Genomic DNA, 15,943 nt, shown 5'->3' on the forward strand with positions numbered 1-15,943 from the left:
ATGAACGACGTGACGGTCATCGACCGCTTCCTCGACACGTTCTCGCGCTACATCGACTCGGGCTTTGGCCTGCTGCAAGGCGAGGTGGCATTCCTGACCGCCACGCTGATCGCCATCGACATGACGATCGCCGGGCTGTACTGGGCGCTGGGCCACGCCAGCGGCCAGGGCGAGGACGTGATCGCCAAGCTGCTGCGCAAGGTGCTCTACGTGGGTGCCTTCGCCTACATCATCGGCAACTTCAACGCGCTGGCCGGCATCGTGTTCCGGTCCTTCGCCGGGCTGGGCCTGACGGCCAGCGGCTCGACCCTCAGCATGGGCAGCTTCCTGCAGCCGGGCCGGCTGGCCAAGGCAGGGATCGACGCCGGGGCGCCGATCCTGCGGCAGATCAGCGACCTGGCGGGCTTCCCCGAGGTGTTTGTGAACCTTGCGCCCATCGTGGTGCTGTTCATCGCCTGGCTGATCGTGATCCTGTGCTTTTTCGTGCTCGCGGTGCAGCTGTTCGTGACGTTGATCGAGTTCAAGCTGACCACACTGGCGGGCTTCGTGCTGGTGCCGTTCGCGCTGTGGAACAAGACCGCCTTCCTGGCCGAGAAGGTGCTGGGCAACGTGGTGGCCTCGGGCATCAAGGTGCTGGTGCTGGCGGTGATCGTGGGCATCGGCACGGGGCTGTTCGCCGAGTTCACGGTGCATCCGGCGGAGCCGTCCATCGACCACGCGCTGGTCGTGATGCTGGCGTCGCTGGCCTTGTTGGCGCTGGGAATCTTCGGGCCGGGCATTGCCACGGGCCTGGTGTCGGGTGCGCCGCAGTTGGGCGCGGGTGCGATGGCTGGGGCCGCCGTGGGCGCGGCAGGCGCCGCCGTGGCGGTTGGAGCGGTCGTTGCCGGCGCGGGCAGTGCCGTCGCGGCCGGTGCGCGCATGGCGCCGGGCGCCGCACGCATGGCGGCCAGCGGGGCGCGTTCGGCGGTATCGACGGCCAGCAGCGCCAGATCGGCCTTCCAGGCCGGCTCGGCTTCGGTCGGCGGCGGCGTCAAGGGCGCGGCCGCTGGCGTGGGGAACGTCGCCAGGGCCGGTGCACATGCGGCCGGGCAGAAGGTGGCTGAAGGCGCGCGCTCCATGAAGGAGCGGGTTGCGGCGGCTTTCCGCGAAGGCGGCGGTGCAGAGGCTGCCGGTGGCACTGCCGAAGGCGCGCCCCAGGCCGAAGGCGCCAAGGAACAGCCTGCCTGGGCCAAGCGCCTGCACCGCAGGCAGCAGCTCACCCATGCCGCCACGACCGCCGCCCACACGCTGCGCGGTGGCGATGGCGGCGGCTCGGGTTCCGGTCCGAGCCTGCGTGATTCCGATTCTTGAGGAGAACCATCCATGCGATTCAAACGACCACAGGTGCGCTACGCCGATACGCCGCAGCCTGCAACCCCGTATCAATCCGCCGCCCAGGCCTGGGACGAGCGCATCGGCTCAGCCCGCGTGCAGGCGAAGAACTGGCGGCTGATGGCTTTCGGCTGCCTGTCGCTGGCCTTGCTGATGGCGGGCGGCCTGGTGTGGCGCTCGGCGCAGTCCATCGTGACGCCTTACGTCATCGAGGTGGACCAGGCCGGCCAGGTGCGCACCGTGGGCGAGGCGGCCACGCCGTACCGGCCGACCGATGCGCAGACGGCCCACCACATCGCGCGCTTCGTCACGCTGGTGCGCTCCCTCTCCATCGACCCCATCGTGGTGCGGCAGAACTGGCTCGACGCGTACGACTACGCCACGGACAAGGGCGCGGTGGTGCTCAACGAGTACGCCCGCACCAGCGACCCGTTCGCGCGCATCGGCAAGGAGTCGGTAACGGTGCAGATCGCCAGCGTGACCCGCGCCAGCGACACGTCGTTCAACGTGCGCTGGACCGAGCAGCGCTTCGTCACGGGCGCACTGGACCGCACCGAGCGCTGGAACGCGGTGGTGTCCATCGTGCAGCAGACCCCGCGCACCGAGCAGCGGCTGCGCAAGAACCCCCTGGGCATCTACGTCAACGGCCTGTCGTGGAGCCGCGAACTCGATTCTTCCGAAGGAACAAAACCATGAACACGTTTTTCTGCAAATCCGCTTTGCCGGTGGTCCTGCTGGCATCGACCGTTCTGTTCGCAGGCTGCGCCACGCAGGGCAAGCCGCCGCCGGTGATCGCGCTGGATGAGCCGGTACAGGCCCAACCGTTGCCGGAAGCGCCCAAGCCCGTGGAAGTTGTGGCCGTGCCCGAGGTGTTGCCGATGCCGGCGCAGTTGAAGCCCGTGGCGGAGGACAGTGCCAAACCGGCGCCGATGCCGGAGCCGGCCGACGAGAAAGTGCGTGTGTCCCGCGCCAATGCCGAGGCACGCATCGCACCGACCCGCGAGGGCTACGTCAATGCGATCCAGGTTTGGCCGTTCACCGATGGCGCGCTGTACCAGGTCTATGCGGCCGTGGGCCGCGTGACCGTGGTGGCCCTGCAGCCGGGCGAGGAACTGGTGACGGTGGCCTCTGGCGATACCGTGCGCTGGATCGTGGGCGATACGTCCAGCGGTTCCGGTGCGGACTTGCGCGTGAATGTGATGGTCAAGCCGATCCGCTCGGGCCTCAAGACCAATCTGGTCATCACGACCAGCCGGCGCACCTACCTGATCGAGCTGACCTCGACCGACAAGGCGTGGATGGCATCCGTGTCCTGGGACTACCCCAAGGACAAGATGCTGGCCCTGCAGCGCCAGGCGCAAGCGGCCAACGCTGCGGCCCCCGTGGATACCGGCCTGTCGCTGGAGCGCATCCGGTTCCGCTACGCGATCAGCGGCAGCAACCCGCCCTGGAAGCCGCTGCGCGCCTTCGACGATGGCGAGAAGGTCTACATCCAGTTCCCGGCCGGCATCGCCCAGGGCGAGCTGCCTCCGCTGTTCGTGATCGGTGCGCAGGGCGACGGGCAGTTGGTGAACTACCGCTTTCGCCCGCCGTACTACATCGTGGACCGGCTGTTCGGCGCGGCCGAACTGCGCCTCGGGGCAGACAAGGGCGACGTGGTGCGCATCGAGCGCACGGACGGGGTGGTTGGTGCAGCGGGGAGGAACTGAGCATGAGCCAGGACGACACTCCCGGCCTTGCCGCGCCTTCGGCGGCCAAGGTGGCGCCGGAGGCGGTGGCGCTGCGCGCCCAGCCGCGTCCGGTCACGCGCCTGAACCGGCGCGCGCTGGCCATCCTCACTGGCGGCCTGTCGGTGGCCGTGCTCGGGGCCACCATCTGGTCGCTCCAGCCGCATCGGCGCAGTGCTGGCGAACAGACCGAGCTGTACAACGTGGATCGCGTCTCGAAGTCCGAAGGGCTGGATGGCCTGCCAGCCGACTACTCCAAGCTGCCGGTCAAGGTGCCCGAGCTGGGGCCGCCGCTGCCGGGCGATCTCGGTCCGGCCATCGTGAAGTCGCAGCAGCCGGTGACGCCTGTCTATGCCCCACCGGGACATGACCCGGAGGACGCACGGCGCAAGGAAGCGGATGCAGCGGCAGCCTCTACGGTGTTCTTCCAATCGGGTGGACAGAAGACCGCTGCGCCTACGCAGGCCGCCACTGCCGGCCCGGGATCCGCCTTGGCGGCCTTCGACCCGCTCGCCGCTGGGCCAGCCTCGACGGCGGCCCAGCTCACCGACCCGACCACCGCGCAGAACCGGCAGGACCAGAAGGAGGCTTTCCAGAAAGCCGGTTCTACGGAAACCCGCAATTCCGGCCATCTGCAAATGCCGGCTTCGCCGTACCAGGTGATGGCCGGGACGGTGATCGCCGGGGCGCTGGTGACGGGCATCAAGTCGGACCTACCGGGCGACGTGATCGCCACGGTGACGGAGCCGGTCTATGACACGGCCACGGGCAAGTTCCTGCTGATCCCGCAGGGCTCGCGCATCCTGGGCAGGTACAACAGCCAGGTGAGCTACGGGCAGAGCCGCGTGCAGGTGGTGTGGAACCGCGTCATCCTGCCGGACACGTCTTCGCTGACGCTGGACAACCCCGTGGGTACCGATCCGGCCGGCTACGCCGGCCTGGAGGATGGCGTCGATTGGCATTGGGGCCGCGTCTTTGCCGGCGCGGCGCTGACCACGCTGCTGGGCATCGGTGCCGAGCTGGCCGCGCCGGAGAACCGTCAGGACGGCAACCGCATCGTGATCGCCGGGCGCGACACCGCGCAGGACAGCATCAATCAGGTGGGCCAGGAAATAACCCGGCGCAACATGAACATCCAGCCGACGCTGACCAGCCGGCCAGGTCTGCCGGTGAGGATCATCGTGAACCGCGATCTGGTGCTGCGGCCCTACCAGCCGCTGTTCTTCAATCGGGGAACTTCGCAATGAGCACGACCAAGAAACTGCGACTCGGGCCGCTGCCCAAGACCGAGAGCGTCAAGCTGATATTTGCCTGCCCGGCCAGCCTGAAAGCCGACCTCGACCGCTACGCCGCGTTGCACGCGCAGACCTATGGTGAGGCGGCCGATGCCATGACGCTGATCCCGCACATGCTGGAAGCCTTCATGGCGGGGGATCGAGGATTCAGGAAGGGCGAGCGCGTCAAGCCGCCGCTTTCGCGGCCCTCGGCGGCTGCGCCGGGGACCGATGCACCCTCGCTCAGGTCATAAAACGCAAAACCCGCCGCCGCTGGCGGGCTTTGTTCCTTCGGGCCGGTTCAGACCTCCGGCGCTTCGATCATGACCGGACTTTTGCCGCAGAAGGCATTTGGGGCGCAGGTACGGTTTGCAAGGCCGAGGGCCTGTCTTTAACGGCCCGACTTGTGGCAAGATGCGAAACTAGGGTAGTTGCGCTGACGGCGTAGTGGGGCACGATTTCATAGTAAGTTTCAGGATGTCTACTCGGACTGTTGTTCACCATGTGCCTTCAGCGCGTCAAGTTGAAGCGATCGATTTGTTCTGCGGGGCCGGTGGCCTCTCGCACGGCTTGGCACGTCAGGGGGTGAAGGTCGTGGCGGGGTTCGATCTGGACCCGGCCTGCGAGTATCCCTATACAGCTAATCACCCGGACGCTCAGTTCGTGCAGGGCGACGTGGCGAACGTTACGGGGCAGCAGTTAGCCGAGCTATGGTCGCCGAACGCGGTGCGATTGCTTGCCGGATGTGCGCCTTGCCAGCCCTTTTCGAGCTATGCGAACACTGCCACGGTGGACAAGGTTAAGTGGCGCTTGCTGAAGGAGTTCGCTCGACTGGTGGAAGAGTGTTCGCCCGACTTGGTCACTATGGAAAACGTGCCGCGCTTGCTGGGGACAGCGCCATTCAAGGCATTTTTGCGTGCACTGAAGAAGGGGCAGTATCAAGTAGCTTACGGAGTAGTGAACGCCGCCGACTACGGGGCCCCTCAGCAGCGTAAGCGGTTGGTGTTGGTCGCCTCCAGGAGTGGGCCGGTGACTTTGCCGGAGCCCACGCACAAAGGGGCTACCCAGTGGGTGACTGTCCGTGAGGCAGTGGGCCATTTGCCCACCCTCGTCGATGGTCAACAATGCGCGGAAGACCCGCTGCACGTGGCCTCGTCCCTGTCACCGCTCAATCGCAAGCGTATTCGTGCCTCGCGTCCAGGCGGCACTTGGCGTGACTGGCCAGGTGAACTGGTGGCCGAATGTCATCGGCGTGATAGTGGTAAGCACTCTGCCGGCGTGTACGGGCGCATGGAGTGGGACAAGCCGGCTCCTACCATGACGACACTGTGCAACGGGTACGGTAACGGCCGCTTCGGCCACCCGCTTCAGCATCGTGGCATATCCTTGCGCGAGGCGGCTATCTTTCAGTCTTTTCCTAGCGATTACCGTTTTGTCGAAGACGGTAAGCCTGTCGTGATAAAAACCTTGGCGCGGCTGATCGGTAACGCTGTACCGCCCAAATTGGGCGAGGCGGTAGCGCGCTCGCTTTACGCCTCGATTAACGCTAAGGCCGGTGCCGCTAAGTAGCGGCGCTGTTGCAGAAAAACGTTCACTTCCTGAGCCACGCGCCGCAGCGTGCGGAACACAGCGAGCGCGTCTCGGCATAGTTCTTCGAATGCCAAATCTTGCCCCAGATCCGCGAAACTGCGTTCCCCGTGCGCTAATTGGTTTCGACGCCCTTTGGTGCTTTGCAAGGCCCCATGGGTCAGATGTGCGGGAGGCTTCTTGAGATCGGCTGGAAATACGCCGAACCGGCGCAATCTGTCGAAAATTGCCAAACTGTCTACGCTGCCAGATAGGCCGGCCTGACGCTTTTCGCGCTGGTTGCGATCTTGCCAATCGACCAACCATGTCTTGAAGAGGTTTTCATGAAGGGGTGAACTGGTATTTTCTGTAGTCAGATTGGTCTTGCTAGCCTTGAAGTGGCGTGCGACCATCAGCACGAGCTGATTGTTAAGTTGATCTGCACCTTGGCAGTTCTGGCCGATGATGTCGTGCATCTCGTCCAATAATTGCACCATGCACGCCTCCATCGCGCTGTAGAGCAACAGGCACACGTTGGCCTTCATCATATGGGTGAGCGCCTTGTCCAGAGGTAGTTGCACCCGATCTCCCAGCGCGCTGACATGCGCGTCTTTTTCCAACGCGATCCGCAAAAATTGCAGATACACCAGCAATTCATGAGCGCGAGAGCGTAATAGCTCTTTGGTTAACGGCAGCATATGCGTCATACGAACAGTTCCGACTGGTCGGGTTCGTTGTCAGGAGGTGCATCGTCGTTGGCGCTGCCCTCGACCAGAGCCGTGTCCGGGTCTTCCTCGACTTCCTTGTCCAGTAGATGGTCGCGTACGTAGTGGATTCGATTGATCAGCTTGGGCCGCGAGTTGCTTGCGTCGGAACGGGTGTGCTTGATGAACTGTGGACTATCCAGCCAAGCCGCGATGTTTGCCGGCTGTAGACCGGGTTGTTCCCGGAGCGCCAAAGTGGCGCCCACGGCTATGGCCTCGAAGCGGATGCGAGGTACGGTGTTGTGGTCCTTCCGCTTGAAGCCGTTGGGGAAATGTTGCTGCACGAATTGCAGCGCACGCTCGAACTCTCCCGACATCGTTTCAAGCTCCGCAGGCGTAGCATTTTTGTTCCGATCCTTCAAATAGTCGGTCAGGAACTGGTCTACGCTTTTCTGGAAGGCTTTGTAGTTGTTGGCATAGGCGAAGTAACGCAGTGCGAGTTCCTCGTATTCCTTGCGCTTGGCATTGCGATCGCTCAGAGGCACCATTTCTTTGAAAATATCTTTACCCGCCCATTCGGTAATCATTTTCATGAAAGGGCCGTCTTCCACGCCGCGCCGAATTTCCATGCTGGTGAGTTTGCTGCCGCCGGAGTTGAGGCGGTCGAACATTTCTCGGCGTGCCTGTTCGTCAGCTTGCTCAGTGAGTTCGATGACCCGGATCGTGGATCGCTTGAAGCGCAGCTGACGAGGCTTCCCGAAATCCGAGAAGCGCATGCCGTTGGCTGCCGTCAACCGTACCAAGTCTTGCAGGTGCAGCCGGTCGGAGAGGAAGTTGTCTAGCGTACGCAGTCGCTGTGAACCGTCGATGATTTCCAATGTTCCCGCGCGGTCGCCCGATCCGACATCAGCGGCGAAAATGAAGGGAACAGGAAGCCGAATAAGGATGGATTCGATGAAGCGCGATTGTTGTTTTGCACTCCAGACCATCTCGCGCTGATAATCCGGGATGAAAATTTCGGACGTGTCGGTTTCTCGGCCGCTGGTGAATTTCTCCACCAGAACTTCAATCGGCCATTCGCGAATTTCGTAATCCGTGATTTTTTGCAGTTCTGCGATCTGTGTTTCGACTAATGCCGCTTGGTCGGCATTCGGCAAGGCCAGGGTATCTTGTTCCATGAGGATTCCTGTTCAGACACTTGGGTGTGAAATCTCGGGGAAGCACCGTCTCGGATGATTTCAACCATGGTCGAGATTGTCCGAACGAGATTGGAGCCTTTTGTTTCGCATTCCCAAACAACGGCGACTCGCCAACCCAATCCGCGGAGTTCGGCGATCTTGCGGGCGTCTCGTACCTGATTGGCGGCGATTTTTTCCGACCAGTACGCCTGATTGGAGGACGGCAGTCGGCCAGCCCGACAGTTGTGCCCATGCCAGAAGCAGCCATGAACAAAGACAGCGATTCGGTATCTAGGAAAGGCTAAGTCGGGACGGCCAGGCAAAGACGCAGGGTGAAGGAGGTAGCGCAGCCCTTTCGCGTGCAGTTGTTTGCGTAACCTCACCTCGGGAGAGGTGTCCTTTTGACGAACGCGCGACATCAGCGTACTACGGGCTTCTTGTGTCAAGGTGTCAACCATAGGAGCACTATACGGCCACAAGCGCGGCTTATCACATCCGACTGGCATGGCGCTGTACACGTAAACGCATGGCGAGGTGGTTATGCTCGAAGCCTTTATGGCCGGTCGGGGATGAACGTGCCAGGTCGCCGCGCTCACGGTCGCCGGTGGCCTCGCCGGGTTCGAACTGACCCCTGAAACGCAAAACCCGCCATCGCTGGCGGGTTCTGTTCATTCGGGCCGGGTCAGGCGTCCGGCGCTTCGATCATGACCGGATAGTCCCGATCCTTGCGCGGTATCCGCGCGGCGGCTTCCATCTTGGCCCACATTTCCGCAGTGACGGGCGGGATGCCTTTGAACGGGAACTTGAAGACGCGACCGCCTGCCGCAGCGGTTTTCTGCGGGGTTTCGGTAGGCTTGCGGACTGCGCGGTTGTAGCTCATGGAAGTCTCCCATCAGAGAGCTTTCTACCTGCATAGGGTAGCAGTTTTTGCCAAGCTGTGCTTGATGCGGTCAGATCGAAGGTCATGAGCCGCTGGCTGCCGTGATCGGCCCACCAGGCGGCGTCCGTGGCCAGCACGTCCTGCACGCTCTGGCAGTGGGCCAAGTGCGGAGCCTGGGCCACTTCTTCCGGCCACAGTGGTGCATTGAACCCCAGCTTGGGCCAGACCTTGTAACCGATGTGGCGCCGGTCGAACCCATGTCCGCCCGCAGCCACCAGGGACACATGGGACAGACCAGCCAAGTGTGCCGTGATCGCGCAGAGCGCGAACGCCACCGTGCCCAATGTCGGTGGGGTGTGGTGTTCGTTTAGGAAATACCGATCGACGTGCAGGCCGTCGATGAACAGGTCGGTTCCCCCGTTTGGGGCCGCGTACAGGCCGAGCCGGTTTTTGCCTGGGTGCTGAATCAGTTGGGAGTTGGCGATGGTGAAGTACAGGCCTGGTGGTGCTTCATCCAGGCCGAATGAGTGTTCGGCCTGCTGGTGGACGCGGCTGCCATCGAACACAGAGAGCAGGTGAGCGAACTCCACCACGGAGAAGATGCCGATGGGCAGTTCGTAGAGATCGTCGGGGTTCAACTCGATGCCATCGAGGCGGATGCCCGTGCCGGTCAGGTAGGAGCGGACGATCGGGCTAGCCAGCAGTTGTTGGTGGAGGCCCGACAGGTGTGTCTGGTAGAAGGCTGAGGGTGGGAGTGGCACTTGGAGGTTCCGCTACTCGATGGGGCGACGATGCCATGCTGTGACGGCCGCCGAAACCTGTCCCGGCGTGCTGGAGCGTAGAGGCGCTTGCTGTCGGAGCGTGCTGGAGCAGGCGGGGGAGTGTGCCGTCAAAGTACGCCATCACACGCTGGGCTATGCGCCAGTTTCCGGGCTGTTTGCTTGGTGTAATTTTGGGGTAATTCCATCGCCAAACTATGCCAATTCACGCCCATGGTGCACTCTGGCGAAGTCCGGCGTACCTGCTCTAAGTGGCCGTCAATAAAGGAAAAATTGGCAAATCCGCACAGGGGCGTATTTGCCTGCCTACACAATGGGTGTGTGCTGCGACAGGTCCGGCTGGGCGGAAGGGCTGTCGGAAAAATCCTTTTTCATCGATGAGGTCGTGAATTTCTGGCCAGAGGTTCACCGCGCTGTGCCGTGGCACGGGCTGCGTCGGTGGCAGCGGGCGAAGGGCGGTGGGAACGGTGAACGGCGCGGGTGGGTCTGTGGAAGGCGGCTTCGATGCCCGAGCTATATCTTATGTCTTACGACAGGGGCGTCGGCGGTACTGCCCATTCTTTAGGCAACCCAGCGGCAGGCCCCGCAGGCACTCGCTGCGGCAAGGTTGCTCCAGCGACATCCACAAAGTTATGCACAGAAAGAAGGGACAAGTCGGGTACTGCCGTCTTTCGACAGGCGCCAACGGCACTACGCGGCCACCACGCTCGCGTGCGCGGCGACGATCCGCCAGCGCGCGCCCAGCAGTGCCCAAACGCGGGTGTATCTGAACCTGCCTTCGAAAGAATCGTTGCCATAGCGTCCAGCCAGCTGCACTCGCACCGCGACAACGGCCACATTGCCCAGCAGCCGGACGCTGCGGTCCGACGCATCGAGCGAGTCCAGCTTCAACAAGCCCGACCTGTGAACGTCAAGGTCTTCCTGCTTCGTCACGACCATGCCTTGGTGGTTCGTGAACAGCAGATCGTCCGCCAGCAGTTCGTCCAGAACCGGGACATCGGAGGTGCGCATGGCGCGCGCCAGCCGTTCTTCGAGTTCAACAATGGTGTCGAGATTTGCATCATTCATGACGACATATTAGTTGGGCCTGGCCACACCATGAGTTCGAGGGGTGCAATCCCGCAGGATTGCACCCCTCTGGTCAAGCTGCAGCCAACTCGGCCACAGCGGGCGGCGCCACCTGGTAGCCATCGAACTGCATCGTGTACTGCGCACGGCCCGATGAAAGCGCGCGCAGCCCACTGATGTAGCCGAACATCTCTTTCAGTGGCACCAGCGCGTCGACCACCGTGGCCGTTCCGCGCACCTCATGCCCTCGCACCTGGCCACGGCGGCGGTGCAGATCGCCGATCACGTCGCCCAGGTATTCGGTGGGCGCGATCACCTCCACGGCCATCACCGGCTCCAGCAGATGCGGCCTGGCCTTGGCAAAGGCATCGCGCAGCGCATGGCTTGCAGCCAACTCGAAGACCATGGCCGAGGAGTCGCGCTCGTGGAAAGCACCATCGAGCAGCACGGCGCGGAAGTCCACGGCCGGGTAGCCCGAAGCCGGACCGGCTTCGGCCGCGCGCCGGATACCCGCTTCCACCGCGGGAATGAACTCGCGGGGAATGGCGCCGCCGACGATGCGGCTTTCGAACTGCACGCCCGCACCTCGCTCCAGAGGCTCCAGGCGCAGCGTGAGCTGCGCGAACTGGCCCGGGCCGCCGGTCTGCTTCTTGTGCACGTGCGTCAGCTCCGCTGCCGTGGCAATGGTCTCGCGGTAGGCCACCTGAGGGCGGCCCACCACCACGCCCACGCCATAACGGTCGTGCAGCTTGTGCACGGCGACCTCCAGCTGAAGCTCGCCCATGCCCGACAGAATGGTCTGCCCCGATTCCTCGTCCTGGCGCACGCGCAGGCTCGGGTCCTCGCGCAGCATGCTCTGCAGCGCCTTGGACAGGCCCTGCTGGTCGGCCTTGGTGCGCGGCTCCAGCGCCATGTGGATCACCGGCTCCGGCACGGAGATGGACTCCAGCTGCACCGGGTGCCTGGGATCGCTCAGGGTCTGGCCCGTGAGGGTGTCCTTGAAGCCGACCACCGCGGCGATCTCGCCCGCCACGAGTTCATCGCGTTCGATGCGCTTGTCGGCATGCACCTCATAGAGGCGGGCCGCGCGTTCCATGCGCCCTGTGCTGGTGTTGAGCACCGAGTCGCCACGCCGCAACCGGCCCGCATACAGGCGCACGAAGACCATGCTGCCGTGTTCGTCGGTCACTACCTTGAATGCCAGGGCGGCGAGCGGCGCGCTGTCGAGGCCCGTGGCCGTGCCTTCGCGCTCCCCAGGCGCGGGCAGCCAGTCGACCACCGCATCCAGCAGCGGCTCGACACCGCGATTGCGGAAGGCCGAACCCGCCAGCACCGGCACAAAAGCGCGCTTGCGCACGCCCGCACGGATGCAGCGTTGCAGCAGTTCCACCGAGGGCTCTTCGCCCCGCAGCCAGGCCTCCAGGGCCTCATCGTCTTGCTCGACCACGGCTTCCAGCAGGCGCGCGCGGGCCGCCTGGGCTTCGGCCAGGAGGTCAGAGGGAATGGCGGCTTCCTGCACCGGCTGCGATGCATCGTCGCGCTCCCACAGCAGGGCACGCATGCGCACCAGGTCCACGACGCCGCGGAACTCGCCCTCGGCACCAATGGGCAGGTGCACCGGGACGGCCTGCACACCCAGGCGTTCGCGCATCGACGCGATCACGCGTTCGAAGTTCGCACCCGTGCGGTCGAGCTTGTTGACGAAGGCGATGCGCGGCACCTCGTGCCGGTCCGCCAGGCGCCAGTTGGTTTCGGTCTGCGGCTCCACGCCGGCCACCCCGTCCAGCACCACCACGGCGCCGTCGAGCACGCGCAACGCGCGGCCCACCTCGATGTTGAAGTCGATGTGGCCCGGTGTGTCGATCAGGTTGATCTGCACCCCGCGCCAATGCACGGTGGTGGCGGCGCTGTTGATGGTGATGCCGCGTCGGCGCTCCTCGGGGTCGAAGTCCATGTGGGCAGCGCCGTCGTGCACTTCACCCATGCGGTGGCTCTCGCCCGTGTAGTAGAGGATGCGTTCGCTGGTCGTGGTCTTGCCCGCGTCCACATGGGCAATGATGCCGATGTTGCGGATGCCGTTGTTGTTGTTGATGCGGTTCATGGTGAATCTTTCCGGACCCCTCGAGGGTCCACATGTCAGGACGATCAAGCCGCCCCGGCATGGATTCACCAGGGCTGGCTCAGGAAGGAATGGGTCGGCCGGACCACGGGCGCACGCGCACGTATCCCACGTTCCGGCGGGCGGAAATCGTGGCGATCAGCTTGTCGTAAGTGCGCGTGAACATGTTGGAACCTGAAAAAACAAAAACCCCGGAAGACCATGCCTGCCGGGGTTGTGGGGCCGGAAGGTCATCTCCTTCCGATTGCCATCGAAAGGACGCAGCTATGCAGCGAACGTGGGTTGGACGACGTTGAAATTGAACATGCCGCAATTTTCCTGGAATTGGAGTGCCCTGAGTGTCAGTAGGGCTGGAACTGGGCAAGATGAACATTCCGCTCGATGTGCGACGCAATCTCGTCTGGCGCTGCAACGACGGACCGACGAGGTGAAGAACGGATGTCACTGGCTGATGACCGTCAACGCTGATGATCCGTGTTGGCACGGTAACTGAGCCAGCCGGCCGTCATCGGCCCGCCGTCGCTCCGGTCTTTGGGATGGTTTCGGCCCTCCAACACAGGCACTTCATCAAAGTCAAACGGGCTCAGGCCAGCAATGCATGCCACGTTCACACCGTATTGGCTGGGGACGGAACGCCTGGAGTGAAAGGTATAGACGCCGCACACCGAGCAAAAGTAGTGCTTCGCCTGCCCAGTATTGAACTGGTAGAGCGTCAGCTTGTCCGCGCCCTGCACGACATGGATATCGTCCAGGTTGGCTGAGACGGCCACGGCGCCACGCATGCTGCAGTACGAGCAGTTGCACCGACGCACGCTGCGCAGCCCATCGGTCAGAACCAGACGAAAGCGCACGGCACCACAATGGCAGGCCGCCTCGAGTTCGCGGCGTTCGTCAAAGTCAGAGGGAGTCAAACTGCATTCCTTTCTTGGCCGATGGACGCCCATCGCAGCCCAAGCCCGAATCAAGCCAGCGGCACCACATGCCCCGTGCCCAACAAAGTGCGGCCCGACAGCAGCGCGAACTTGGTGCCATTCTTGAGCTGGGCCAGCGCCAGCTCCGGGCGCAGGAACTGCACCTCCAGCGTGCAAGGCACCTCGGGCACCGGCTCGCCATCGGTGGGCACCGCCAGGCGCGTGGTGAACCCCTCGGAGCCCACCACCAGTGCGCCATCGAAGTAACCCGCACGGATCGGCCGGCTCAGCAACGGCGTGTCCGCCGCGAGCAAGGTGAGCTCGATCCGCGCATCCGGCTTGAACACCGTGCCCGCCGCGAAACCCTGCGGCGCGTGCTTCGGTGCCTTCGCGCGCTGGATCAGCCAGCCAATGATGTTGCCAATGATCGGCAGCCACAGCACCATCAGCACCGAGCCCAGATCGCGCGCCAGCGAAGGCTGCGGCGCGAGCCAGCGCACCAGGCCGCCGATGAGCGCCAGCACCAGCATCATCACCGTGATGATCTGGCGGCGCTTGGAAATGGAGGAGGAGGGAGAAGAGGGAGAAGAGGGAGAAGAGGGAGAAGATCGTTGGGTCATGGTTGTGCAGGATACGGCTTGCCCAGCTTCCAGCGCGATTGCCAGTGCGCCATGTACTGGCTCGACACCTCGGGCATGCCGCGAATCACCACCACGTTCTCGGAATTCATCGTCTCGGCCGACGGCGCGAAATTGAACGAACCTGTCTGCACCGTGTGGCCGTCCACGATGATGGTCTTGTCGTGGTGAATGTGGAAATGGTCGTTCGTCCGCAGCTCCACGCCGTGGCGGGTCACGAAGTCCATCGCCTTCTTGCTCGTCTTGCCCCGGTTGCGTTTCTTGTCCACCACCACGCGCACCTCCACGCCCCGGTTCTTCGCGTCCACCAGCGCCTGCATGATGTCTGGCGCCTGGAACGCATAGGCCAGGATGTGAATGCTCTGCTGCGCGCTGGCGATCGTTTCCAGCACCAGCTGGCGCGCCGAGCCCTCCGGCGAGAAGCCCACCTGCACGCTCGGCGCCGCATGCGAAAGCAAGGAAGCGCCCAGCAGCCACGCCGCCAGCGCGATGGATCGCAGAAAAGTCGTCATGCCCATGCCCCCAAGCCGCGCCGGCACGAGACGCGCGCCCGATGTGGGCCGCTGCGCAGGGCTGGCAGCCCACATCGTAGCCACAGGGGCTTGGCTAGGCCGCTCTCGGCCCGTTCAGTCCCAGCGAAGGGAGAACGTCGCGTTGTCGAACTCGCCGCAGTCAGCGGCGGCGTCGAGCAGGCGGGCCGCGAGTTCGCGCGCCTGCTCGGCGCTGAGGGTCCATTCCGTTTCCAGCGGCGCCTTGCAGGCCTGCAGCACCACGTCATAAGGGGCGTCTTTCACCTTCGCGCGGCGCGTGGACACCTTCAGCTCCGCCGACGTGCTGTGGTGAAGCGAAAACCACATGCGCTGCGTCGACACCGGTTTCGGGAAGAAGGGCATGTGCTCCGGATCGGGCGTGCATGTGGGCACTGCTGCTGACGCTGCTGCCTGAGGGGCTGGTTTGCGGCCAAAGAGTTTCATGAGGTCACCTTTTCATCGTCGTTCAAGCCCAGCTCGCGCAGCACCGCGAGGCGGCACACGCTGGCCATGGAGCGGTGTTCGAGCCTGGCCCGCTCCTTCACATGCTCCAGCTCTGCGGGCGTGAGCCGCAGCGCGATGGGACGCGAACTGTTGACCCCGTTGGGGACGCGTTTGCGAGACGAAGAAACAGCGTATGTGGACATGGTCGAAATTGCTCCTTTCCCTGGGCTAGCATTGAGTAACGGAAAAATACACAACAGGTACTTTTTAAGTACATGTCCATTCCATCATATCCCAGCTGTAGCAAAAATGAGTAACTTCGTGGAGCGATTTTTGGAGGAGAGGCGTCGGCTCAAACTCAACCAACAGGAGCTCGCCGACGCTGTTGGGATCTCGAAGCGCTCGATCGGAAACTACGAGCGAGGGGAGCGCAACCCGGACGCGGAAGTACTCGTCAAGTTGGGGGAGGTGGGTGTGAACGTCTGCTACCTGCTGACGGGCAAGCGCATCTCGACCAGGCTTGGCCTGGAGCCGATGCAACGAGCCGTGCTTGATGACTTCGACCGTTGCACGCATGAGATGCAGATCGAAGCGGTGAAGTACATGGCGCTTCTCGCCGAGGGCAAGGTTCCGTCTGCGCCTTCAAAGCAAGTCCATAAGGCTCGGACGAGGAACGCCGAAGCCAAGAAGAGCAACTGAGATATCGATTCAGAAAACGGAAAGGCCCCCTTGGGCCTTTCCGTTCTGCTTTCGG

Annotated in this window: 19 protein-coding genes; 7 read left to right on the forward strand and 12 right to left on the reverse strand. The window is 63.5% G+C overall.

The annotated features are described in order from the left end of the window. From trbL to ABSY19_RS23510, 6 genes are all read left to right on the forward strand, one after another. Positions 1-1,350 carry a P-type conjugative transfer protein TrbL gene (gene trbL, locus ABSY19_RS23485; protein ID WP_308326631.1) on the forward strand — a complete coding sequence of 450 codons (1,350 nt, stop codon included), beginning with the start codon at positions 1-3 and terminating at the stop codon, positions 1,348-1,350. 12 nt (positions 1,351-1,362) lie between these two features. Then, positions 1,363-2,067, forward strand: coding sequence for a conjugal transfer protein TrbF (trbF, locus tag ABSY19_RS23490; protein ID WP_308326630.1), 705 nt, complete (start codon positions 1,363-1,365; stop codon positions 2,065-2,067). Beyond that, positions 2,064-3,080, forward strand: a complete 1,017-nt coding sequence (trbG, locus tag ABSY19_RS23495) for a P-type conjugative transfer protein TrbG (protein ID WP_308326629.1) — start codon at positions 2,064-2,066, stop codon at positions 3,078-3,080. The genes trbF and trbG overlap by 4 nt, the downstream gene beginning before the upstream one ends. 2 nt (positions 3,081-3,082) lie before the next feature. Further along, positions 3,083-4,345 (forward strand): TrbI/VirB10 family protein, encoded by a 1,263-nt coding sequence (locus tag ABSY19_RS23500; protein WP_308326628.1) that lies wholly within the window; start codon positions 3,083-3,085, stop codon positions 4,343-4,345. Then, positions 4,342-4,626 (forward strand): DUF2274 domain-containing protein, encoded by a 285-nt coding sequence (locus ABSY19_RS23505; RefSeq protein WP_296339539.1) that lies wholly within the window; start codon positions 4,342-4,344, stop codon positions 4,624-4,626. Before ABSY19_RS23500 ends, ABSY19_RS23505 begins: the two co-directional genes overlap by 4 nt. A gap of 331 nt (positions 4,627-4,957) precedes the next feature. After that, positions 4,958-5,941: a DNA cytosine methyltransferase gene (locus ABSY19_RS23510; RefSeq protein WP_382156362.1), complete on the forward strand. Its 984-nt coding sequence runs from the start codon at positions 4,958-4,960 to the stop codon at positions 5,939-5,941. On the opposite strand, the gene ABSY19_RS23515 is transcribed toward ABSY19_RS23510, so the two are convergent. The 12 genes from ABSY19_RS23515 to ABSY19_RS23570 all read right to left on the reverse strand — a co-directional run bounded on the left by ABSY19_RS23515 (position 5,902) and on the right by ABSY19_RS23570 (position 15,392). Then, positions 5,902-6,645 (reverse strand): MAE_28990/MAE_18760 family HEPN-like nuclease, encoded by a 744-nt coding sequence (locus ABSY19_RS23515; RefSeq protein WP_308326627.1) that lies wholly within the window; start codon positions 6,643-6,645, stop codon positions 5,902-5,904. The two genes, ABSY19_RS23510 and ABSY19_RS23515, sit on opposite strands and share 40 nt — an antisense overlap. Continuing rightward, positions 6,642-7,820 carry a DUF262 domain-containing protein gene (locus ABSY19_RS23520; protein ID WP_296339545.1) on the reverse strand — a complete coding sequence of 393 codons (1,179 nt, stop codon included), beginning with the start codon at positions 7,818-7,820 and terminating at the stop codon, positions 6,642-6,644. The genes ABSY19_RS23515 and ABSY19_RS23520 overlap by 4 nt, the downstream gene beginning before the upstream one ends. After that, positions 7,772-8,326, reverse strand: a complete 555-nt coding sequence (locus tag ABSY19_RS23525; protein ID WP_382163917.1) for a very short patch repair endonuclease — start codon at positions 8,324-8,326, stop codon at positions 7,772-7,774. The genes ABSY19_RS23520 and ABSY19_RS23525 overlap by 49 nt, the downstream gene beginning before the upstream one ends. Before the next feature lie 176 nt (positions 8,327-8,502). After that, on the reverse strand, positions 8,503-8,700 hold the full coding sequence (locus tag ABSY19_RS23530; protein ID WP_296339549.1) for a hypothetical protein: 198 nt from the start codon (positions 8,698-8,700) through the stop codon (positions 8,503-8,505). Beyond that, a complete protein-coding gene (locus ABSY19_RS23535; protein WP_296339551.1) occupies positions 8,697-9,461 on the reverse strand; it encodes a hypothetical protein in 765 nt (254 codons plus the stop codon). Before ABSY19_RS23535 ends, ABSY19_RS23530 begins: the two co-directional genes overlap by 4 nt. 708 nt (positions 9,462-10,169) lie before the next feature. Continuing rightward, a complete protein-coding gene (locus tag ABSY19_RS23540) occupies positions 10,170-10,547 on the reverse strand; it encodes a nuclear transport factor 2 family protein (protein ID WP_382156364.1) in 378 nt (125 codons plus the stop codon). Between the two features lie 73 nt (positions 10,548-10,620). Next, the gene (fusA, locus tag ABSY19_RS23545) at positions 10,621-12,648 is read right to left on the reverse strand and encodes an elongation factor G (protein ID WP_382156366.1); all 2,028 of its coding nucleotides are present in this window, start codon (positions 12,646-12,648) and stop codon (positions 10,621-10,623) included. Between the two features lie 476 nt (positions 12,649-13,124). After that, the gene (locus tag ABSY19_RS23550; RefSeq protein ID WP_382156368.1) at positions 13,125-13,577 is read right to left on the reverse strand and encodes a GFA family protein; all 453 of its coding nucleotides are present in this window, start codon (positions 13,575-13,577) and stop codon (positions 13,125-13,127) included. A 50-nt stretch (positions 13,578-13,627) separates the two neighbouring features. After that, a complete protein-coding gene (locus ABSY19_RS23555) occupies positions 13,628-14,197 on the reverse strand; it encodes a hypothetical protein (protein ID WP_382156370.1) in 570 nt (189 codons plus the stop codon). Continuing rightward, positions 14,194-14,727 (reverse strand): phospholipase D family protein, encoded by a 534-nt coding sequence (locus tag ABSY19_RS23560; RefSeq protein ID WP_382156372.1) that lies wholly within the window; start codon positions 14,725-14,727, stop codon positions 14,194-14,196. Before ABSY19_RS23560 ends, ABSY19_RS23555 begins: the two co-directional genes overlap by 4 nt. Before the next feature lie 114 nt (positions 14,728-14,841). Continuing rightward, positions 14,842-15,108 carry a hypothetical protein gene (locus ABSY19_RS23565; protein ID WP_382156374.1) on the reverse strand — a complete coding sequence of 89 codons (267 nt, stop codon included), beginning with the start codon at positions 15,106-15,108 and terminating at the stop codon, positions 14,842-14,844. Between the two features lie 77 nt (positions 15,109-15,185). Then, a complete protein-coding gene (locus ABSY19_RS23570) occupies positions 15,186-15,392 on the reverse strand; it encodes a hypothetical protein (RefSeq protein WP_382156376.1) in 207 nt (68 codons plus the stop codon). 106 nt (positions 15,393-15,498) lie between these two features. Here ABSY19_RS23570 and ABSY19_RS23575 point away from each other — a divergent pair, with 106 nt between their 5' ends. Then, the gene (locus tag ABSY19_RS23575) at positions 15,499-15,888 is read left to right on the forward strand and encodes a helix-turn-helix domain-containing protein (protein WP_382156378.1); all 390 of its coding nucleotides are present in this window, start codon (positions 15,499-15,501) and stop codon (positions 15,886-15,888) included. Positions 15,889-15,943 lie beyond the last annotated feature (55 nt).

The sequence above is a fragment of the Hydrogenophaga sp. ANAO-22 genome (genome assembly GCF_042466645.1).
Taxonomy (GTDB): Bacteria; Pseudomonadota; Gammaproteobacteria; order Burkholderiales; family Burkholderiaceae_C; genus Hydrogenophaga.

Coding starts and splice junctions, on each gene's coding strand:
- trbL (WP_308326631.1), top strand. CDS start 1: ATGAACGACGTGACGGTCATCGACCGCTTCCTCGACACGTTCTCGCGC.
- trbF (WP_308326630.1), top strand. CDS start 1,363: ATGCGATTCAAACGACCACAGGTGCGCTACGCCGATACGCCGCAGCCT.
- trbG (WP_308326629.1), top strand. CDS start 2,064: ATGAACACGTTTTTCTGCAAATCCGCTTTGCCGGTGGTCCTGCTGGCA.
- ABSY19_RS23500 (WP_308326628.1), top strand. CDS start 3,083: ATGAGCCAGGACGACACTCCCGGCCTTGCCGCGCCTTCGGCGGCCAAG.
- ABSY19_RS23505 (WP_296339539.1), top strand. CDS start 4,342: ATGAGCACGACCAAGAAACTGCGACTCGGGCCGCTGCCCAAGACCGAG.
- ABSY19_RS23515 (WP_308326627.1), bottom strand. CDS start 6,645: ATGACGCATATGCTGCCGTTAACCAAAGAGCTATTACGCTCTCGCGCT.
- ABSY19_RS23520 (WP_296339545.1), bottom strand. CDS start 7,820: ATGGAACAAGATACCCTGGCCTTGCCGAATGCCGACCAAGCGGCATTA.
- ABSY19_RS23525 (WP_382163917.1), bottom strand. CDS start 8,326: ATGCCAGTCGGATGTGATAAGCCGCGCTTGTGGCCGTATAGTGCTCCT.
- ABSY19_RS23530 (WP_296339549.1), bottom strand. CDS start 8,700: ATGAGCTACAACCGCGCAGTCCGCAAGCCTACCGAAACCCCGCAGAAA.
- ABSY19_RS23540 (WP_382156364.1), bottom strand. CDS start 10,547: ATGAATGATGCAAATCTCGACACCATTGTTGAACTCGAAGAACGGCTG.
- fusA (WP_382156366.1), bottom strand. CDS start 12,648: ATGAACCGCATCAACAACAACAACGGCATCCGCAACATCGGCATCATT.
- ABSY19_RS23555 (WP_382156370.1), bottom strand. CDS start 14,197: ATGACCCAACGATCTTCTCCCTCTTCTCCCTCTTCTCCCTCTTCTCCC.
- ABSY19_RS23560 (WP_382156372.1), bottom strand. CDS start 14,727: ATGACGACTTTTCTGCGATCCATCGCGCTGGCGGCGTGGCTGCTGGGC.
- ABSY19_RS23565 (WP_382156374.1), bottom strand. CDS start 15,108: ATGCCCTTCTTCCCGAAACCGGTGTCGACGCAGCGCATGTGGTTTTCG.
- ABSY19_RS23570 (WP_382156376.1), bottom strand. CDS start 15,392: ATGTCCACATACGCTGTTTCTTCGTCTCGCAAACGCGTCCCCAACGGG.
- ABSY19_RS23575 (WP_382156378.1), top strand. CDS start 15,499: ATGAGTAACTTCGTGGAGCGATTTTTGGAGGAGAGGCGTCGGCTCAAA.